We start from the raw sequence: 18,079 nt of genomic DNA, 5'->3' as shown, positions 1-18,079 counted from the left end.
CAATAATCTACGAATGCTCGTTTTATTGCGTCGGGGCTCGTTCCTTTTCCTGCTTCTGCTGCTGGGAATAGCCGCCGCGCCGCGTGCTTTTGCCCAGCGGCGGCCTACCAAGCGCATTCCAGCCGCCGCCTCTCCTTCGGCCGACACTACCAGTGGGGGGGCTTCGGCCGCGCCAAAGAAATCTACCATCAAACCTGCGTCCGCCGCTGCCAAACCGGCCATTGCGCCCGGCACCTACCGGGTGCGGGGCCTCAACAGCCGCGTGAGCCGCAAGCTGCGTCTGCGCCCCGACGGCACTCCTGACTTCGTGTTCATCAACCGTTACCCCTTTTATGAGGATAAGAAAGCGCTAAAAGCCATTTCGAAATCGGAAAAACGCCGCCAGTACCACCAGACCCGCCTGCTGCTTGAAGACTACGTGGCCAAGTTTGGGCCCGTCAACTTTGAAAAGAACGCCGACATGCTCTGGCGTTTGGGCCAGTTGCTGGAGCGCGACAGCCAGGCTATAAAAGCCAAGGCGTATTACCGTCTGGCCCTCAAACACAGTCGTTCCGACATCAAAAAGGTGCAGCTCTACTACGACTCGCTCGAAGAGAAAAACCAGGAGCTGTATGTGCCCCTCAAAACGTACTATGACCTGGTGGAGTACCGCAAGAACCTCAACACCTTCCACCCACCCAAGGGTGTGTACACGAGCATGGGCGATGCCATCAACAGCAAGACGCCCGACTACGGGCCGGCACTGGGCGGTAACGATTCACTCTTGATTTTCAGCAGTAAGCGCAAGCGGCGTGGCCTAACCGGCGTGGTGGACGAGGACCTGTACACCTCGCATAAGGAAGGCATCAGTTGGACCGATGCCGAACCCCTGCCTAAGCCCATCAACTCGCCCAATAACGAAGGCTCGGCCTGTCTGAGCAAGGATGGCAAAACCATTTTCTTCGCCCGCTGCGAGTGCACCACCTGCCACGGCAACTGCGACCTGTACACCGCGACCCGTGGTAAAGACGGCAAGTGGACCGCCCCCAAAAGCTTGGGCCCGCTGGTGAATTCGCTGGGCTGGGACTCGCAGCCTACCCTCTCGCAGGGCGAAGACACGCTGTATTTCGCCTCTGACCGGTTGGGCGGATTTGGACTGTCGGATATTTATTTCACCCACAAGCTGAAAAATGGGCAATGGAGCCCGGCTGAGAATGTGGGTCCGGTGATTAACACACGGGATAATGAGGTGAGTCCTTTTTACCACCCGCTCTACCATGTGCTGTACTTCAGCTCGCGGGGGCAGTTGCTGAATTTCGGCGACTTCGATATCTATAAAACCTACCGCGTAGGTGGCCGCTGGCAGGAACCTAAAAACATTGGCCCGCTGGTGAATGGCAAGGGCTCGGAATACTACTTCACCATCGACCGCGAAAGCAAAAACCTCTACTACGCCCGTTCTGAGGCCCAGGAGCTGAATAACCTGGACCTCTATTCCTTTCCACTACCGATGGAGGCCCAGCCACTGGCCACCACCAAAGTAGAAGGAACCCTCATCGACTCGGTGAGCAGCAAGCCGCTAAAAGGCATTGTGAGCATTATCGACACCGACAACGGCGTGGAGGTGGCCAGCAAGTTCATCCGGCCCGATGGCACGTTCGATTTCGAGTTGATTGAGGGTTCGCACTACGCCATGCTTATTCAGAGCAACGACTTTTTCTCCGTTGAGAAGCAGTTTGAGTTGAAAGGCGACACGGTGATGACTCTGCTCACCAACAGCATTGACTATAAGCTGCCACTGATTTTTAAGAACCTGGAGTTTGAGCAGGGCAAAGCCGCCGTGCTGCCCGCAATGCAAACCACCCTAGACCGCATTGCGCTGTTTATGGTGGACCATCCCTCGTTCCGGCTCAGCATTGCAGGCCACACCGACACCAGCGGCGACCCCGATGTAAACGAGAAACTATCGCAGGACCGCGCCGAAGCCATTCGCCGCTACATCGAGCGCAAGGGCAAGCTGGCCCCCAACCGTATCGAAAGTTTCGGCTACGGTTCCAGCAAGCCCCTGAAAGACGAAGTATCGGAGGCCGATGCCAAAGTGAACCGCCGAGTCGAGTTCAAGCTCATGAAACCCGAAACCGACGACAAGCCCGCTGATGGCGGGGGGGCCTGGAAGTAACAGATTCCGGCCGTGGCCCCCGCCAGCGCCCTCGCAACTTCGGACGTCGGCATCATACTAGCTCCCAATCTCGGCTCCGGCGACGTCATGATTACCTATCTGGCCCCGGCTGCGCAAACGGTGAAAATCAGCGTAGTGAGCCTGCTGGGCCAAACCGTACAGGTGCAGGAAAACCAGGTAGTAGCCGGCTCCAACACCCTTCGGCTGGCTACATGTCCTGCGGAGCCATTAAGGTGAGCTTACGGCTATTCACTATTTTCCTAGGGCGTACTTTCGGAAATATATGCCATGCACCTGCGCCTAATACTCGCCGCTGGAACTCACCCGCAAAAGCATTAACAAGCGAATAAAAGCTTCATCAGCCATCACCAATGCACTTGTTCTCATCGCCGAAGAAGAGCTGTCGTCGCTAAAGCTATTGCAGTGCCCAGAATGTGGGCAGTTTTGGCAAACGGGTCGGGAGTGGAATTTCCAGAATGCTGAATATGTGTTTCAGGTCCCCGAAATCAGCCGCGAAGAGTGGCTGGCAGCGGCCTACATACAACCGGCGGCTTGTTTGACTTATAGCGCAATGATGGAGGACTACCTGGCTAAAAACACCTTTGAGCCGGGCGACAAGTCGTGTAAGGTAGCGGGCTGTCAGCAGGCAACCATCAGGTTTAGCGGCGTGTGCAAGGCGCATCACATTGAGCAGCTGCAGCATTTCGGCATTTTATCTAAGCCACCACCCGGACGGCTTTTTACCCCCTACGACTTCCTGGCATCTTAGCAGACCGCCAGCACCCGCACCGTCTTACCATTGAAGGAAGTCTCTTCGCCGGCTCGCAGCCCTTTGAGAGCCACCGCCACCGGCGCAGCAGCAGATACAGCGAAGACATCATGGCCTGCCAGCTGTCCGGCGCTAATGCTGATGTAGAAGCGGCCCATGCTGGTGCTGACCAAGGCGCCGGGGCGCGCGGTGTCGCAGGGCAGTTCGGGGTTGATACGGGCTAGCTCGGCTTGCAGCTGCTGGGCTTGCTGCATGTGGGCGGCGTTGCGGTCGCGCTCGGCGTTGGCCATTTCGCGGCCGGTTTCATACTTATCGCCGGCACTGCTCTTGGTTTCGGAGGAGGAGGATTCCTGGGCGGCCTGCATAGCGGTGCGGGCGGCGGCAATGCGCTGCTCGATGAAGGCCTGGCAGGCGGCGTGGAGGGTGGGTTTGAGGCTTACAACGGCTTCCATATTACAATATCAGTCTCCTCCGAAGAATCATTCTCTTCTTTTACCAACTCCCAGCCAAGCTTTTTGGCTAGCTCAATCAAGAAAATGATTTGAGCAGCTGGCACTGCCTCATTTTCCGTTTTTGAGCAGACAACTGAAATCAGGTTGAACTCCTCGTGCCATGTATTGTCAAAACAATGAAAATTGCCCGCCTGGCCTTTCGCCAGAGTCAAATCTATCCAAGGAAATCCGTTAACATTCTTGTAATTCATTAGTCCGACCCGCTCTATTTCCGGTAGGGTATCGAGTAGGTCCACCATATTTTTGCTAGTGGCAGTCAGGTCATAATTTATTGGTGACCTGATTTCATAGTAGTCGTAATGAGGACTCCACATAATCCGTTGGTTCGGAAAGAATGATTAGCAGCCAAGAAGCAGAAGATGCTTGGATGTGAGGCTAAGTTAGAAGAATCCAACGCGGCCTTGACCTTCTCTGCCCACTCCTCATCCGCTGGTACCACCACCAGCACGCGGAAACCGTGCCGTTCCCCCTCTATGCGTACGCCTTCGGAGTCATCAATCAGCAAATCGATGCCGAAGCTAGGTGGGTGCTTGGTGGAGCGGGCTCGCACTTCCCGGTCGTGCCGCTGCTGGTTCACCACGCCATCGAGCCGGATGCCGTGCAGCCAAAACAACTGCCGGATGCGCCAGGCACTGCGGTAGGAAGTAGTGTATACCCAGACCTGCCAGCCGCGCTGACGACAATAGTCCGTCAACTCCTTGATGCCTTGGCGAAGCGGCTCGTGGCGCAGCAGCTTCGCCCAGAGGCGGCGTTGGGGCTGCTCCAACGGGAAGTCGTGACCGCAGCGGATGAGGGTATTGTCGAGGTCAAAAGCAATGCGCATGGTTTAAACGAAACAGAAAACCACTGTACCTAAGAAAGCCCCTACTATCGGCCCTGCTGCCAACACAACCGCAGTCCGGCCAAGGCTTACTCCTTTTATAACGCCTGTTTTGAGCAGCGCCACATTCAGCCCCCACCAGCAGGCCGCTGCAATCAAACCAAGCACACCAAATCCATAGAAGCGCCACCCAAACCCCTGCCACAGATGCTGCTTTACTAGCAAGGCATGCTCCTCAGAAGAGCCTAAGAATAAGAAGGCGGCCACAGCTGCCGTAGCCAACCCTAGGGTAATTGCAACGATGTAATTGACAGTAGTCACGCCTCTAAATACTTTGGTTAGATGCCGTTAATAACCCCTCCGCTACCTTTCTATCATTACCCAACCGCGGCACCTTGTTCTGCCCGCCCAGCTTACCCAGGCTTTTCATGTAGCGCTGGAAGGCCCCGGGCGGCAGAGAGGTGAGAAGCAGCGGCACCAGAATGTTGCCGCTGCGTAAGTCGTCGTAATAGGTATTGCGATGGCGCAGGGCCGTATCCAGCGCGGCGGCGAAAGCGGTGGCATCCTGCGGGGGGCGAGCAAATTCCGCCAGCCACTCGTGGCGCGAAGGCGTGGCGGGGTCGTCGCTCACGAGCGGAGCCACGGTGAATTCGATGACTTCCACTTCTGGAAACTGCACCATGGTTTCGCGCAGGGCCTGCTCTACCTCCTCCCCTATTACGTGCTCGCCAAAGGCCGACAGAAAGTGCTTGATACGGCCCGTGACCACTACGCGGTGCGGCCGCAAGCTCACGAAGCGCACCGTGTCGCCGATGCTGTAGCTCCACAGGCCAGCGTTGGAAGTGAGCACCACGGCGTACTGCTTATCCAATTCCACATCGGCGATGGTGAGGCGGGGCGCAGCAGGCTCGAAGAATCGCTCGGCGGGCACAAATTCGAAGAAGATGCCGCTATTCAGCAGCAGCAACAGCCCCGGGTTGCCGGGCTCGTCCTGGAAAGCCAGGAAGCCCTCGGAAGCTGGAAACAGCTCGATGCTATCCACCGGCCGGCCGATGCTTTCGAAGAGCTTGGCACGATAGGGCTCGAAGTTGACGCCCCCGTACACAAACAGATTAAAATCGGGGAAAATATCCTTAATCGGTCGGCCGGTCCGAGCGGTGAGACGGTCGAAATACATCTGCACCCAAGGCGGAATACCGGATATGAGCGTCATCTTTTCCCCCAGGGTCTCATCCACGATGCGCTCTAACTTGGTTTCCCAGTCTTCGATAACGTTAGTTTCGTAGGTGGGCAGTTGGTTGCGGCGCAGGTAAGCGGGCACGTGGTGGTTGGCTATGCCCGAGAGCCGGCCGGTGCGAATGCCGTGGTGCAGTTCCAATTCCGGCGAGCCTGACAGGAATATCAGCTTGCCATCCAGAAACTGGCTGCGGCCGGTGCGGTAGATGTAATAAAGCAGGGCATCTTTAGCGCCATCGATGTGATTCGAGATGCTGTCCTTGGTAATCGGGATGTACTTGGTACCGGAGGTGGTGCCGCTGGTTTTGGCCAGGTATAGCGGCCGGCCAGGCCAGAGCACATCGGCCTCGCCGGCCTGGGTGCGGTCGAACCAGGGCTTGAGGGCCTCATAGTCGCGCACGGGCACTTGGCGGACCAGGTCGGCGGGGGTGCGGACGCGGTCTAGCTCATGGGCGCGGCCGAAAGCAGTGCCAGCAGCTGTGGCGACCAGTTTCGTCAGCAACTCGCGCTGGGTAGTTTCGGGGCGGTGCTGCCAGCGCTGGTAGCGTCGGGCAATGTAGCGGGCCAGCGGCCGGCTCAGGGCAGATTTCAATCCCATAAATCCGAAGGTAAACGCCAATTGAGGGGCTGCGAAGGTACGTTGGCGAGGATAGGTGCCAGCGGGCGGAGCAACCCGGCTAACTTGCGGCCGTTAGGTAAACTCAACATTTCACTTTTTAACTAATTTCCCATCATGGCAGACCATGCAGGCAAAGCCGTCTGGAACGGCGACATCAAAGGCAGCGGCACCCTCACCACCGACAGCGGCCTTCTCAACGCACCCTACTCCGTAGGCAGCCGCTTCGAAGGCAAGCCCGGTACCAATCCCGAAGAACTCATTGGCGCAGCGCACGCCGGCTGCTACACCATGTACCTCACCAGTGTGCTCACCAAGCACGGCCACACGGTGGAAAGCATCACCACGACCAGCACCGTGACGATGAACCCCAACAACGGCCAGCCCATCATCGAGCACATCCACCTCAGCACCGAAGGCCATGTCACGGGCGGCAACATTACTGCCGAGGATTTCCAGAAGCACGCCGAAGACGCCAAAGCCAACTGCCCCGTTTCGAAAGTGCTGAGTGCCGTGCCCAAAATGACGCTGGAAGCGAAGTTTGTTGGGTAGTTTGCTTTAAAGCTGACCTATGAAACGTCAAGCTGAGCGGAGTCGAAGCGGTGGAGTTGCTTCGACTCCGCTCAGCTTGACGTTCTATGTTTACAGCATCAGTTAAAATCTTCGTCCTAAATTTGCCTCATGCCCACTGGTACTACTCGCATCCGCCTTCGCCCCGCCAACAACTCTCGCGTCCCGTTCTGGGGCCAAATGGCCATTGGTTTTTTCTGGCTGGCCTACGTGCTGTTCGGCATGTTTAGCAATACCGGTGCCCAGGACTACCATTTCCTGCACTGGGTTTTCTTGGTGTTCACGCTGGTTTACCTCGGCTACGTGCTGGTGAACAATGCGCCCATTTTTGGCACCCAGAGCTATCTGGAGTTCACGCCCGGCTACATTGTGCACAAAAACGGCTTGTTTCGCCCCAAGCAGGTATTTGCCGCCGAAAACATCTCGGCGCTGGAGCTGAAACCGTTGGTGCTGCGCGTCCGCCAGAAAGACGGCGAAATCTATGCCCTCAACCTGCGGGAAGTGAAAGGCAAAATGCGCAAGATGAGCTTCCGCGAGCAGGTGCGCGACTTCGCTGCCAAGCATAACCTGCCCTTGCAGGAAATCAGCCCAGCGGCAGCGGTTTAACTTTATTCGAACAAGGGCGCGAGTGGCAGTTCAATTCCCGTGGCCACATCGGTGAGCGTTTCGCCATCGTGGAAAAAAGTGTACTTGCCTAGCGCACTGTACACAAAAATCCCACTGACTTCCGGGAGCACAATCCAGCAGGATTTTACCCCGGCCTGGAAATAGGCATTGGCCTTCGCTATTAGGTCGCTCAATGCTTGAGTCTGAGACAAAATCTCAATGGTGGTAAGCGGCAGTTGCTGCGACACAATACTGTCGCTGCTCAAATTGATTGGTTCGTAGGGAAAAATGGCAACATCAGGCACTATCACCCGCTCACCAATAGCCACATTCACTTCCGACCTGAACCGGAATGATTCACGATATCGTAATTTAAGCTCGAATCCAACATTGAGTTGAATGCTCCCGTGATTTTCGCTGGGTATGGGCTTTCCGCGCTCAAGCTCGTAGTCTGAGATTTCAACCAGTGTGGTTTGAATGGGGCAAGGGCTTTCCCAAATGTAACGACACTGGCCCGGAAATAGGTGCCTTATTTCTTGGCGAACTTCTTGCGCAGCTCGTCCACTTGGTCGCGAAATTTCTTATCTGAATCCACTAGGTCCGACACGGTTTGTACCGAGTGCATCACGGTGGTATGGTCGCGGCCACCGAAGTGGAAACCAATGGTTTTCAGCGTGTGCGAAGTGTGGTGCTTGGCGAAATACATGGCCACCTGACGGGCGGTCACCACTTCTTTTTTGCGGGTCTTGTCCTTCAGCAGCTCTACTGAGATGCTGAAGTAGGCGGCCACGGTCTTCTGGATGAAGTCGAGGTTAACTTCGGCCTCCACTTCCTCAATGATGTGGCGCAGGGCTTGCTTCACCATTTCCAAGTCGATGTCGCGGCGGCTCAGGCTGCTTTGGGCCACCAGCGAGGCGATAACGCCCTCCAACTCGCGCACGTTGGTATGCACCGAGTTGGCGAGGTAGTCCACCACGTGGTCCGGCGGAATATCGATGCCATCCTGCTCCATTTTGTTGCGGATGATGGCCACCCGCGTTTCGAAGTCGGGGCTTTGCACGTCGGCGGTCAGGCCCCATTTGAAGCGGTTCAACAGCCGGTCTTCCAGGCCTTGCAGGTCTTTGGGCGGCCGGTCAGAAGTCATCACAATCTGCTTACCTGACTGGTGCAAGTGGTTGAAGATGTGGAAAAACATCTCCTGTGTCTTGCCCTTGTTGGCCAGAAACTGTACATCGTCCAGAATCAGGGCATCAACCTGCAAATAGAAATTCGCAAAGTCCTGCACCTGCGCACGCTGCACGCTGTCGATGAACTGGTTGGTAAACTTCTCGGCTGAGACGTAGAGCACGAACCGCTCCGGTGACGTGGCCTTGATGTGGTTACCAATGGCTTGCACGAGGTGCGTTTTGCCCAGGCCCACGCCCCCGTACACCATCAGCGGGTTGAAGCTGGTGGTGCCAGGCTTATTAGCCACCGCGAGGCCAGCGGAGCGGGCCAGGCGGTTGCAGTCGCCCTCAATGTAGTTGTCGAAGGTATAAGAGCCGTTGAGCTGCGAAGGCACCAGGTTGCCGTCCATAGGCCGGGCCTGCTCGAAGGGGTTGCGTGGCAGGGCCACGGTTTCGACGCCCGCCAGAGTGTTGGTGCCGAAGTTGCTGCGCTGAGCCGACCGCACCGCACCCGAAGCCACATAGCGGGCCGAGCCGGCGCGGGCGCTGCCGGCCAACGGGTTGCCTACGGGCTGCGCGCTGGGCATCGGCTGGGGCGTATCGCGCGGGTCGGGTGCAGCCTGCTTGCGGGTGGGCGGCAGGTGCAGGGCACGGGGTGGAGCCTGCTCGTTGCCTTGGTCCACCACCACGCTGTATTCGAGGCGGCCTTCGGGCCCTAGTTGCTGGTAGAGGGCGCGCCGAAGCTCGTCAACATAATGTTCCTCCAGCCAGTCGTAGAAGTAGGCGCTGGGCACCTGAATGGTCAGCACGTTGCCCTTTAGCTCGACGGGCACGATGGGCTGAAACCAGGTCCTAAAGCTCTGCTCCCCGATTTCCGCCGAGATGCTGCGCAAGCAGCCTGCCCAAACCGTACGAAAATCCTTGAGCATGAGACTAATTAGGCAACAATCGGCTGCAAATCGGCAGCAAAAAAAGGATGGTAATTGACGGGCTTAAAGCCGCATTATTTTTTAGAGGGGGACAAAATTGTGGAAAACTTAGCGAGAAAAAAAGCCCATTCGCCCTTGCTTTTTCGCAAGTTCTAGCAGGACAGTAAACCATTCGGTCAATGTTATTTTTTCCCTGTCAAACCCACCAAAAGAATAGCTGGACTTGGTGAAGCCCCGCCCGGCAGATGACAGCGCCGGACAATCCGGCCGAATGGAAAAAGGGCCCTTCGACCGATTGCCGAAGTGCCCTTTAACGTAAGCGGCGTCTAAAAATGATTCCCGGCTAGCCAATTATTTCGCGGACCGGCAGCACCGAGGCCTGCGCCAGCCCACCGCGCTTGGTGCCGTGGGCAAACTCGTAGTCGAGCCGGCCAAGGTTGATGCCCGACCAGCCTACTTGGTTGATAAGCGTGGTGTGGCCACTGGGGCCGGCAATGGGCTCGGGCGCATCCATGAAGGTGTGGGTGTGGCCACCCAGAATCAGGTCGATGCCCGCCACCTGGGCGGCCAGCTTGCGGTCTTCAATTTTGGTGGGCGAGCTGTCGAACTTGTAGCCGAGGTGCGAGAGGCAGATAACGAGGTCGCACTTTTCGGGGCCGCGCAGCTGGGCCGCCATTTCCCGGGCCTTAGCCACGGGGTCGAGGTACACGGTCTGGCCGAAGTTTTTATCGGCTACCAGGCCCGCCAATTCAATACCGAGACCAAATACGCCAATGCGAATACCTTGCTTCTCGAACACCTTGTAAGGAGCGAAGCGGCCGGCCAGCGGCGTTTTCGAGAAGTCGTAGTTGGCGATGAGGAAGGGGAAAGTGGCGTTGGGCAACTGGCGCTGAAGGCCTTCGAGGCCGTTGTCGAAGTCGTGGTTGCCCAGGGTGCTGGCGTCGTAGCCCATCTGGCTCATGAGCTTGTATTCGAGCTCGCCACCGAAGAAGTTGAAATACGGCGTGCCCTGGAAGATGTCGCCCGAATCGAGGAGCAGCACGTTGGCTTCTTTGGCGCGAATGTCTTTGATGAGGGCCGCCCGCCGCGCCATGCCGCCCAGCCCGGCCCACTGCCCGCCATTGTCAGGGAAGGGCTCGATGCGCGAGTGCATGTCGTTGGTATGCAGGATGGTGAGCTTGATGGGAGCCTTAGCGGCTTCGGCCGAATTGGCCAGACCGCCCAGCACGGTGAGGCCGGCGGTGCCCAGAAGGGAGTTGCGGAGGAATTCGCGGCGCTGCATTTTTATTTAGTAAACAGTTATCAGTGAACAGTTATCCATTTTAACAGGAACAACGTGGTCGATTGCTCCCTGCTAATCGAATAACTGCTAATTGGCTTTTACCCGGCCTTCAACCCGGGCCGAAATTGGCTGGCCGGCTTTGGTGAGGTCGCGGATGTGGTCGGCAATAGCGGTGCGGAGCAGCACGTTGGTGTGGCGGGGTGTAAGGGCTTTGAAGAACGACAGGTTGTCGCCGCCGGTGGCGAGGTAGTCGGAAATGGCAATGGTGTAGGTTCGGTCCTGGTTCACGTCGAACAGCTGCCCACCGATGCGAATATCCTTGGGCTGACCATCGAAGGTGACGGTGTAAGTAGCACCCGACACGGCCATTTTGATGTGGGCCGCATACTCAAACAGGTCTTCTATCACCGGGCCGGGCGCGTCAAGCACCACTAGCTCATTCTCAAACGGCATCAGCTCAAACACCGAGCCCAGCGTGACGGGGCCCGCCGCGAAGCCGGCGCGCAGGCCGCCGTTGGTCATCACGCCCAGCGCAATGGGCTCTTTCAACTCCTTACTGGCGCGCTCGCGCTGCAAGTCGGCCACGAAGTTGGACAAAGGGTTTTCGCCGGGCGCTTTGGTGAGCGGAGCCGGAGCGGTGCCCAGCACTTCGGCCATCTGGGCCGTCACCTTGTCGTGGTACGGCGCGATGAGGGCCGCAATGGCCGGGTCCTCGGCCTGGGTTTTGGCTACCGGCTGGCTCGTAACGGGTGCAAAGCGGGCCGTAGGCACGTAGGCGGCGCGCTGGCAGCCGGGAGTGATAACGAGGCCGAGCAACAACGCGGCGAGCGTAACGCGAATTGGATTGTGCAGCATGTATTCAGATAGGCGGGCCGGATGCAAACGCAGCCGAAGGCTATTATAAGCAAAGCTACGATGCGAACCCGACCGGCTCATGAGCAATGGGCACAGCTTCGGGCCCGGCGCGGTATCTTTCGGCCTGTTTTAGGCAGGTTGCGTAGTTGCAGCACCTACCCTGATAGTAGTGCCCAAAACGGCTTACTCTTATGTCCGACACCCCCACGGCCACGCCCGTTTCCTTCGCCGAATTCCCATCCGTGACCACTGCCGAGTGGCTGGCCCGCCTGTCCCGCGACCTCAAAGGCCAGGACCCAGCTACCCTACGCTGGCCCTTGCCCGATGGCTTCGCGGTTGAGCCCTTCTACCACCGTGAGGCCCTGGCGGCCCTGGGTGGCCCACCGATGCCCCTGCCCCACCCCGTTAGCCCCTGGCTGAACGTGCCTGCGCTGCAAGTGCCCACCGGCGACGGCCGTCCCGAAATCGACCAGGCGGCCGCCGCGCTTGCCAACGGTGCCGACGGCATTCACTTCGTGCTGGCCGATGCCTCGACCTTTGCCGTGCACTACCTGGCCGAGCAGCTGCCGCTGGCCCGCACCTTCGTCGGCTACACGGTTACCGAAAAGCCCGACGTGCTGCTCAGCCAGCTGGTAGATGCCGCGCCGGGCACAGCACTACGCGGCTTCTTGCGCTTTGCCCCCGGCCCGGTGCCCGAAGGAGCCGAACTGGCCGACTACCGCACGGCCCTGCGCCGCTGCGTGCGCCTGACCACAGCCATGCCCGACTTCCGGGCCCTGGCCGTGAATGGAGCTTTTTTTGGAAACCGGGGCGCGACCATTACCCAGCAGATTGCCTATACCATCAGCACGGCCACGGCGCTGCTAGCCGAGCTGCCCGATGCCGAAACGACCGCCGCCGAAGTAGCCGGCACGCTGCACGTGCACGTGGCCATCGCACCCAGCTACTTCCCCGAGATTGCCAAGCTGCGCGCCCTGCGCCGGCTGTGGGCCACGCTGCTGCACGGCTTCGGCCTGCCTGCCAGCCTCAATGCCAGCCTGCGCATCCACGCCGCCACGGCTTCCTGGACGATGACCACGCTGGACCCACACACCAACCTGCTGCGCCACACCACCGAGGCCATGAGCGCCGTGCTGGGTGGCGCCGACTCACTAAGCGTAGCACCATTCGATGCCTTATTTGCCGAGGCCAACGACTTTTCTGGCCGCCTAGCGCGCAACCTCTCCGTGCTGCTGCGCGAAGAGTCCGGGTTGGGCAAGGTGCAGGACCCCGCCGCCGGTTCCTATTACCTCGAAACCCTCACCGACCAGCTGGCTCAAGAGGCCTGGACACTCTTTCAGCAAACCGAAGCCGCTGGTGGGCTGCCCGCTGTGCGCGGCAAAGTATTGGATGACATCAAGGCCGTGACCACCGAAACCTTCCGTCGCATTGCCAGCGGCCAGCAGGTAATTGTGGGCACCAACCGCTTTCAGAATGCAAAGGAGCAATTCAGCTTCCACCCCAAAAAGCTGCTGCGTTCGTCGGCCTTTGATGTGACGCGGGCCGCCTACCCGACCGAAGTGCTGCGGTTGGCCACAGCCATGCACTTCGAGCGCCGTGAGAAAAAAAGCAAGCGCGCCGCCGTGGTGCTGCTGGGCACCAATACCAACCAGGTAATTATGGACACCTTCGTGCAGATGCTGCTGCCGCACGAGCGACCCGAAATAGCGGCCAGCCACCCGCTGGGTACGCTGTCGGTGCTTTACTCCTCACCCGAAGAAGCGACGCTGATGTATGCCACCCCCGAGCAGTTTCAGAAATTCGCCCGCTTCATCTACCAGATTCCGGCCGAGAAGCAGCACTTTATCCCGCCCGCCCTGCTCAGCTCCGACATGGCTACGCTGCACGAAGCGGTGCGCGTGTTCGGCTTCCAGGAAATGAAGGTGCAGGGCTACACCACCGAAGAAGTGCTGGCGCGTTTGCAGGGCCGGTAATTGGCATCGCGAGGACGCTGCACGAAGCAATCCGTCCGCCAATGCGACCAACTCATATAATGTGACAAACGCCTTCACAAAGCAGACCTCTTAAGCCATATCATAGAAGCACTCCCTCAAAAACGCTTCTCACATCTCAGGGCTTTGCGCGTTGGGAGAACGGATTGCCGCGTTGCGCTGCGCTCCACTCGCAATGACCGATGCCTCTTCGCCATCCCTCCCACCCATGAAGCCCGACTTCTCCACCATTCCCTACAACGCCGCCACTGCTCCAGCTGCGCCCGTTGCGCCCGAAACTGCTGCTACTGCCACGCCGGAGGGCATTGCCATCAAACCCGTGTACACGGCCGCTGATGTGGCGGGCCTCGACCACCTGGGCTTTGGCGCGGGGCAGGCGCCGTACCTGCGCGGACCCTACGCCAGCATGTATGTGCAGAATCCGTGGACGGTCCGGCAATATGCGGGCTTCTCCACGGCGGAGGCCAGTAATGCCTTCTACCGCCGCAACCTGGCCGGTGGGCAAAAAGGGCTGAGCGTGGCCTTCGACCTGGCCACCCACCGGGGCTACGACTCCGACCACCCCCGGGTGCAGGGCGACGTGGGCAAGGCCGGCGTGGCCATCGACTCGGTGGAGGACATGAAAATCCTCTTCGACCAGATTCCGCTCGACCAGATGTCGGTGTCGATGACCATGAACGGGGCGGTGCTGCCGGTGCTGGCCTTCTACATTGTGGCGGCTGAGGAGCAGGGCGTGACGCCCGAAAAGCTGTCCGGCACCATTCAGAACGACATTCTGAAGGAATTCATGGTGCGCAACACCTATATCTACCCGCCCGCGCCAAGCATGCGCATCATCGCCGATATTTTCAGCTACACGGCGGCGCACATGCCCAAGTTCAACAGCATCAGCATCTCGGGCTACCACATGCAGGAGGCTGGTGCCACCGCCGATTTGGAGCTGGCCTACACCCTGGCCGACGGCCTGGAATACGTGCGCGCCGGCCTGGCCGCCGGGATGAAGATTGACGAGTTTGCTCCGCGCCTGAGCTTCTTCTGGGCCATTGGCATGAACCACTTCATGGAGATTGCCAAGCTGCGGGCCGGCCGCCTGCTCTGGGCCAAGCTCCTCCAGCAGTTCAACCCCACCAACCCCAAGAGCCTGGCCCTGCGCACCCACTGCCAGACCTCGGGCTACTCCCTCACCGAGCAGGACCCCTACAACAACGTGGCCCGCACGGCCATCGAGGCGCTGGCTGCAGCCCTCGGCGGCACCCAAAGCCTGCACACCAATGCCCTCGACGAGGCCATTGCCCTGCCCACCGACTTCTCGGCCCGCATTGCCCGCAACACCCAGCTCTACCTGCAGCACGAAACCGACATCACCAAGGTAGTGGACCCCTGGGGCGGCTCCTACTACGTCGAGACCCTCACCCACGAGCTGGCCGATAAGGCCTGGGCGCTCATTCAGGAAGTTGAAGCCCTCGGCGGCATGGCCAAGGCCATCGAAACCGGCCTGCCCAAGCTACGCATCGAGGAAGCCGCTGCCCGCAAGCAGGCGCGCATCGACTCGGGCAAGGAAATCATCGTGGGCGTGAACAAGTACCAGACCACGGAGAAAACCGACGTCGAGGTGCTCGACATCGACAACGACGCCGTGCGCACCAGCCAGATTGCCCGCCTCAAGCAAGTGCGCGCCGACCGCGACCCCATCGCCGTGAAGGTGGCCCTGGCCGCCCTCACCGAAGCCGCTGGCGTGCGCCTGAACGACCTGGCCGCCGACGCCAACAAAGAAGCCCACAACCTCCTCGCCCTGGCCGTGTCGGCCGCCCGTGCCCGTGCCACCCTCGGCGAAATCTCCGATGCCCTCGAAGCCCAGTTTGGCCGGCACCAGGCCACCACGCGCACCGTAGCGGGCGTGTATTCCCAGGAAATGTCGCACAACGAAGCCTTCGAGCAAGCCCGGGCGGCAGCTGATGCCTTTGCCACTCAGGAGGGCCGCCGCCCCCGCATGCTGGTGGCCAAAATGGGCCAGGACGGCCACGACCGCGGCGCCAAAATCATTGCCACCAGCTTCGCCGATGTGGGCTTCGACGTGGACCTGGCCCCCCTCTTCCAAACGCCCGCCGAAGTGGCACGCCAGGCCGCCGACAACGACGTGCACGTGGTGGGCGTGAGCAGCCTCGCCGCCGGCCACAAAACCCTGCTCCCCCAGCTGCTGCAGGAGCTACAGCAGCTCGGCCGCGAAGACATTCTGGTGATTGCCGGCGGCGTGATTCCGGCCCAGGACTACCAGTTCCTCTACGATGCCGGCGTGGCCGGCGTGTACGGCCCCGGCACGGTCATCGCCACCGCCGCGCTGGAGATTCTGGGGAAGCTGGGGGAGTAGTGAATGGCGGCTACCAAACTGAAGCTACTTTAAGCCAGCAGGTCCATGAGAAACTACACTTCCAGAAGCTTACTCGTTACGGTGCTCCCGCTGCTGGTATTTTTTCTGCTCTACCAAGGCTTTCGGTATTTCTATCTGCTGGAATACAAGATGTGGGCCGAAGAGGACTGGGGCTACCTGGTACTCATCTGTGCGACGCTGGCACGTGTAGGCCGGCTTTGTAAAGTAGAACTAACAACGGCACCAAGCGCCAAAAACTACTATCGATTGCTGCGGTGGCGGGCCATCGGTTACGATATCCTCTGCTGCGTGCTGGCCCCCGGCGTGTTGCTGCCGGTCGTAGGCTTTGTTGTGGTAATGCAGCCCGAGTATTTGCTGATGTTATTCAGCTATTGCCTCGTGACGATAGGTATCAGCCTATTCCTTGAACACCGGTGGATAGAGCTTCCTGCTAACTAGCCAGTGTTGTCGGCAGTAAATCGCTCCTTTCCTACTAGCATTTTCATTCCCCCTCCGCTACACCCCAACCCCAAAAAGCCCGGCCAAATGGCCGGGCTTTTTTCGTAGTACCTATAGGGTCCTTACTCCTTCACAAAGCGCTGCACCTGGCGGCCGGTGGGCGTGAGCAGGGTGGCGTAGTAGATGCCGGCCGGCAGCGAGGCCACGGGCACGGTGGTTTCGGCTTGGGCCAGGGTGTGGCGCAGGGCCACGCGGCCCAGGGCATCGGCAATGGTGAGGGAGCTGCCGGTGGGGCCGGCCACGGCCAGCTGGGTGCTGACGGTGGTGGGATACAGCTGGAAATCGGGGGTGAGCGTGCTGGCTGGGGCGGCGGCGAGTAGCGCCGAGCGGCCGGCAGCGGAGTTGGTGAGGGTCAGCTCCGAGAAGGCCATGCGGCCGCCGTCGGTGCTGCTGGAGCTCACGTCTTGCACGTAGGCCCCGGCGGCAAAGCGCACGGGCAGCCCCTGCCACGGTGTGGGCACCAGCACCGACCAGCTCACGGTGCCGCTGGCCGTGGGCGTGAGCGAGGGGTCGGGGGTGGCGTTGGCGCAGCTGGCTGCCACGTAGATGCGGGTGCCGTCGGTGCGCAGCTTGTACACGATTTTCTGATTGAGGGCCACGTTGGTGAACAGTGTTTTTTGCACGGTGCCGGTGTTGCCGCTGGTCGTGCCTTTCACCACGATAAACATTTGCCCGTTCCGGACGTGCAGCATCACAAACGGGGCGCTGGCGTAGCTAGTGGTCACACCGTTTTCGGTCACGGCCCCGCCGTGGATTTGCCCGATGATGATGTCGCCGGTGCTCGGCGGGTATTGCAGCACCTGGGCGCGGGCAAACAGGGTGCCGCCCCGGCTGATGCGCCAGCCGTTGGCTTCCAGCAGCTCGGTGCGTGGGTGGTCGGAACCGGTGCCGGGCGAGGTGGTGGCCCCGTTGCTGGGGCACCAGAACTCGACGTGGTTGGTGCTGCCCAGCGCAATGGTGTGGAAGTAGCTGGGGTTAGAGTAGCCCGCCACCAGCTTTGCCGACGAGACGCTGGCGGCCTTGCCAGCGGTACCGCCGGTGTCGTCGACGGGCAGCGTGAGCTTCCACGGCGACAAATCGACCAGGACTTGCTGGGGGGTGAGCGTTTGGGCGGAGGCCGCCAGGCCACACGCCAGGCCAATGGCCAGGAGCGTAAACTTTTTCATCAGGCAATGATGAGTTGGGTGGGAATGGAAAGACAGAAGGACGGAAACTTGGCCGGGCCAGCGCTTGGGCACGCAGGGCCCAGCCGCTGCTTGGATAGCAGTAAAACGAACGCAACAACAAGGCAACAAAGCGGACCAAACACGCCAGTGCCACGGCGCTTTAAAATGCAATTTCTCTACCGACCTACGGCCTCCCCTATTTCCCTGCTCACGCCGCAGACAGTACGCAATGGTACAGGCCGCCACCCTTCACAGTCAAGCAAATGCCATAATCTTATGCCTCGATTTCCAAGACAACGTTTCCGGTAACGTTGTCTTGGAAAAATAACTTATCCGCATGCTTACAGCTAATACTTCAGCACCTGCCTACTCGATGAAGACGGGCGCAACAGGCACGACCGATTAGTAGTCAGCAAATGAACCTGCTCGGCAAGGCATACTGCCCCGTACCAGCCCTTCTAGCGCGTGTTCTACCTAACGGCCTGCCATTATTTATACCCATTTTTGTACCCTTCA

The 18,079-nt window shown here is 59.5% G+C and carries 17 protein-coding genes; 7 read left to right on the top strand and 10 right to left on the bottom strand.

The features are described 5' to 3' along the window. Positions 1–13 precede the first annotated feature (13 nt). Complete coding sequence (locus J4E00_RS20935; RefSeq protein WP_208177224.1) at positions 14–2,158, top strand: OmpA family protein; 2,145 nt, start codon at positions 14–16, stop codon at positions 2,156–2,158. A 12-nt stretch (positions 2,159–2,170) separates the two neighbouring features. Beyond that, positions 2,171–2,395, top strand: coding sequence for a hypothetical protein (locus J4E00_RS20930; protein ID WP_208177223.1), 225 nt, complete (start codon positions 2,171–2,173; stop codon positions 2,393–2,395). Positions 2,396–2,923: 528 nt separating this feature from the next. Here J4E00_RS20930 and J4E00_RS20925 read toward each other — a convergent pair. Genes J4E00_RS20925 through J4E00_RS20905 form a run of 5 tightly spaced genes read right to left on the bottom strand, consistent with a single transcriptional unit; the run spans position 2,924 to position 6,093 of the window. Next, positions 2,924–3,379, bottom strand: a complete 456-nt coding sequence (locus J4E00_RS20925; protein ID WP_208177222.1) for a 3-oxoacyl-ACP synthase — start codon at positions 3,377–3,379, stop codon at positions 2,924–2,926. Continuing rightward, the gene (locus J4E00_RS20920) at positions 3,364–3,678 is read right to left on the bottom strand and encodes a hypothetical protein (protein ID WP_208177221.1); all 315 of its coding nucleotides are present in this window, start codon (positions 3,676–3,678) and stop codon (positions 3,364–3,366) included. The genes J4E00_RS20925 and J4E00_RS20920 overlap by 16 nt, the downstream gene beginning before the upstream one ends. Positions 3,679–3,707: 29 nt before the next feature. After that, a complete protein-coding gene (locus J4E00_RS20915) occupies positions 3,708–4,262 on the bottom strand; it encodes a hypothetical protein (protein ID WP_208177220.1) in 555 nt (184 codons plus the stop codon). A 3-nt stretch (positions 4,263–4,265) separates the two neighbouring features. Continuing rightward, a complete protein-coding gene (locus tag J4E00_RS20910; protein WP_208177219.1) occupies positions 4,266–4,580 on the bottom strand; it encodes a hypothetical protein in 315 nt (104 codons plus the stop codon). Positions 4,581–4,584: 4 nt separating this feature from the next. Next, entirely contained in the window at positions 4,585–6,093 is a 1,509-nt protein-coding gene (locus J4E00_RS20905; RefSeq protein ID WP_208177218.1) for a GH3 auxin-responsive promoter family protein, read from the bottom strand. A 135-nt stretch (positions 6,094–6,228) separates the two neighbouring features. Here J4E00_RS20905 and J4E00_RS20900 point away from each other — a divergent pair, with 135 nt between their 5' ends. Together J4E00_RS20900 and J4E00_RS20895 are read left to right on the top strand one after the other, a co-directional pair. Further along, on the top strand, positions 6,229–6,663 hold the full coding sequence (locus J4E00_RS20900; RefSeq protein WP_208177217.1) for an OsmC family peroxiredoxin: 435 nt from the start codon (positions 6,229–6,231) through the stop codon (positions 6,661–6,663). 129 nt (positions 6,664–6,792) lie between these two features. Continuing rightward, the gene (locus tag J4E00_RS20895; RefSeq protein ID WP_208177216.1) at positions 6,793–7,287 is read left to right on the top strand and encodes a hypothetical protein; all 495 of its coding nucleotides are present in this window, start codon (positions 6,793–6,795) and stop codon (positions 7,285–7,287) included. 2 nt (positions 7,288–7,289) lie between these two features. Here J4E00_RS20895 and J4E00_RS20890 read toward each other — a convergent pair whose 3' ends face one another. The 4 genes from J4E00_RS20890 to J4E00_RS20875 form a co-directional block, all read right to left on the bottom strand. Beyond that, positions 7,290–7,745 (bottom strand): Uma2 family endonuclease, encoded by a 456-nt coding sequence (locus J4E00_RS20890; RefSeq protein WP_317196654.1) that lies wholly within the window; start codon positions 7,743–7,745, stop codon positions 7,290–7,292. 71 nt (positions 7,746–7,816) lie between these two features. Beyond that, entirely contained in the window at positions 7,817–9,382 is a 1,566-nt protein-coding gene (dnaA, locus tag J4E00_RS20885; protein ID WP_208177215.1) for a chromosomal replication initiator protein DnaA, read from the bottom strand. A gap of 343 nt (positions 9,383–9,725) precedes the next feature. Further along, positions 9,726–10,664, bottom strand: a complete 939-nt coding sequence (locus J4E00_RS20880; RefSeq protein WP_208177214.1) for a bifunctional metallophosphatase/5'-nucleotidase — start codon at positions 10,662–10,664, stop codon at positions 9,726–9,728. A gap of 87 nt (positions 10,665–10,751) precedes the next feature. Beyond that, positions 10,752–11,519: a 5'-nucleotidase C-terminal domain-containing protein gene (locus J4E00_RS20875; protein ID WP_208177213.1), complete on the bottom strand. Its 768-nt coding sequence runs from the start codon at positions 11,517–11,519 to the stop codon at positions 10,752–10,754. A 191-nt stretch (positions 11,520–11,710) separates the two neighbouring features. On the opposite strand from J4E00_RS20875, the gene J4E00_RS20870 reads away from it, so the two are divergent. The 3 genes from J4E00_RS20870 to J4E00_RS20860 all read left to right on the top strand — a co-directional run bounded on the left by J4E00_RS20870 (position 11,711) and on the right by J4E00_RS20860 (position 16,337). After that, a complete protein-coding gene (locus tag J4E00_RS20870) occupies positions 11,711–13,492 on the top strand; it encodes a methylmalonyl-CoA mutase family protein (protein ID WP_208177212.1) in 1,782 nt (593 codons plus the stop codon). A gap of 226 nt (positions 13,493–13,718) precedes the next feature. Next, positions 13,719–15,878, top strand: coding sequence for a methylmalonyl-CoA mutase (scpA, locus tag J4E00_RS20865; RefSeq protein ID WP_208177211.1), 2,160 nt, complete (start codon positions 13,719–13,721; stop codon positions 15,876–15,878). Between the two features lie 45 nt (positions 15,879–15,923). Further along, positions 15,924–16,337 (top strand): hypothetical protein, encoded by a 414-nt coding sequence (locus J4E00_RS20860; RefSeq protein WP_208177210.1) that lies wholly within the window; start codon positions 15,924–15,926, stop codon positions 16,335–16,337. Positions 16,338–16,459: 122 nt separating this feature from the next. Here the strand turns inward: J4E00_RS20860 and J4E00_RS20855 are convergent, their stop codons facing one another. Then, positions 16,460–17,563, bottom strand: a complete 1,104-nt coding sequence (locus J4E00_RS20855) for a polysaccharide lyase family 7 protein (protein WP_208177209.1) — start codon at positions 17,561–17,563, stop codon at positions 16,460–16,462. Positions 17,564–18,079 lie beyond the last annotated feature (516 nt).

The sequence above is a fragment of the Hymenobacter negativus genome (assembly GCF_017571495.1).
Taxonomy (GTDB): domain Bacteria; phylum Bacteroidota; class Bacteroidia; order Cytophagales; family Hymenobacteraceae; genus Hymenobacter; species Hymenobacter negativus.
The sequence above is the reverse complement of the archived record's forward strand: the minus strand, read 5'-3'. Positions and strand labels throughout refer to the sequence as shown.

Coding starts and splice junctions, on each gene's coding strand:
- J4E00_RS20935 (WP_208177224.1), top strand. CDS start 14: ATGCTCGTTTTATTGCGTCGGGGCTCGTTCCTTTTCCTGCTTCTGCTG.
- J4E00_RS20925 (WP_208177222.1), bottom strand. CDS start 3,379: ATGGAAGCCGTTGTAAGCCTCAAACCCACCCTCCACGCCGCCTGCCAG.
- J4E00_RS20920 (WP_208177221.1), bottom strand. CDS start 3,678: ATGGTGGACCTACTCGATACCCTACCGGAAATAGAGCGGGTCGGACTA.
- J4E00_RS20915 (WP_208177220.1), bottom strand. CDS start 4,262: ATGCGCATTGCTTTTGACCTCGACAATACCCTCATCCGCTGCGGTCAC.
- J4E00_RS20905 (WP_208177218.1), bottom strand. CDS start 6,093: ATGGGATTGAAATCTGCCCTGAGCCGGCCGCTGGCCCGCTACATTGCC.
- J4E00_RS20900 (WP_208177217.1), top strand. CDS start 6,229: ATGGCAGACCATGCAGGCAAAGCCGTCTGGAACGGCGACATCAAAGGC.
- J4E00_RS20895 (WP_208177216.1), top strand. CDS start 6,793: ATGCCCACTGGTACTACTCGCATCCGCCTTCGCCCCGCCAACAACTCT.
- dnaA (WP_208177215.1), bottom strand. CDS start 9,382: ATGCTCAAGGATTTTCGTACGGTTTGGGCAGGCTGCTTGCGCAGCATC.
- J4E00_RS20880 (WP_208177214.1), bottom strand. CDS start 10,664: ATGCAGCGCCGCGAATTCCTCCGCAACTCCCTTCTGGGCACCGCCGGC.
- J4E00_RS20875 (WP_208177213.1), bottom strand. CDS start 11,519: ATGCTGCACAATCCAATTCGCGTTACGCTCGCCGCGTTGTTGCTCGGC.
- J4E00_RS20870 (WP_208177212.1), top strand. CDS start 11,711: ATGTCCGACACCCCCACGGCCACGCCCGTTTCCTTCGCCGAATTCCCA.
- scpA (WP_208177211.1), top strand. CDS start 13,719: ATGAAGCCCGACTTCTCCACCATTCCCTACAACGCCGCCACTGCTCCA.
- J4E00_RS20860 (WP_208177210.1), top strand. CDS start 15,924: ATGAGAAACTACACTTCCAGAAGCTTACTCGTTACGGTGCTCCCGCTG.
- J4E00_RS20855 (WP_208177209.1), bottom strand. CDS start 17,563: ATGAAAAAGTTTACGCTCCTGGCCATTGGCCTGGCGTGTGGCCTGGCG.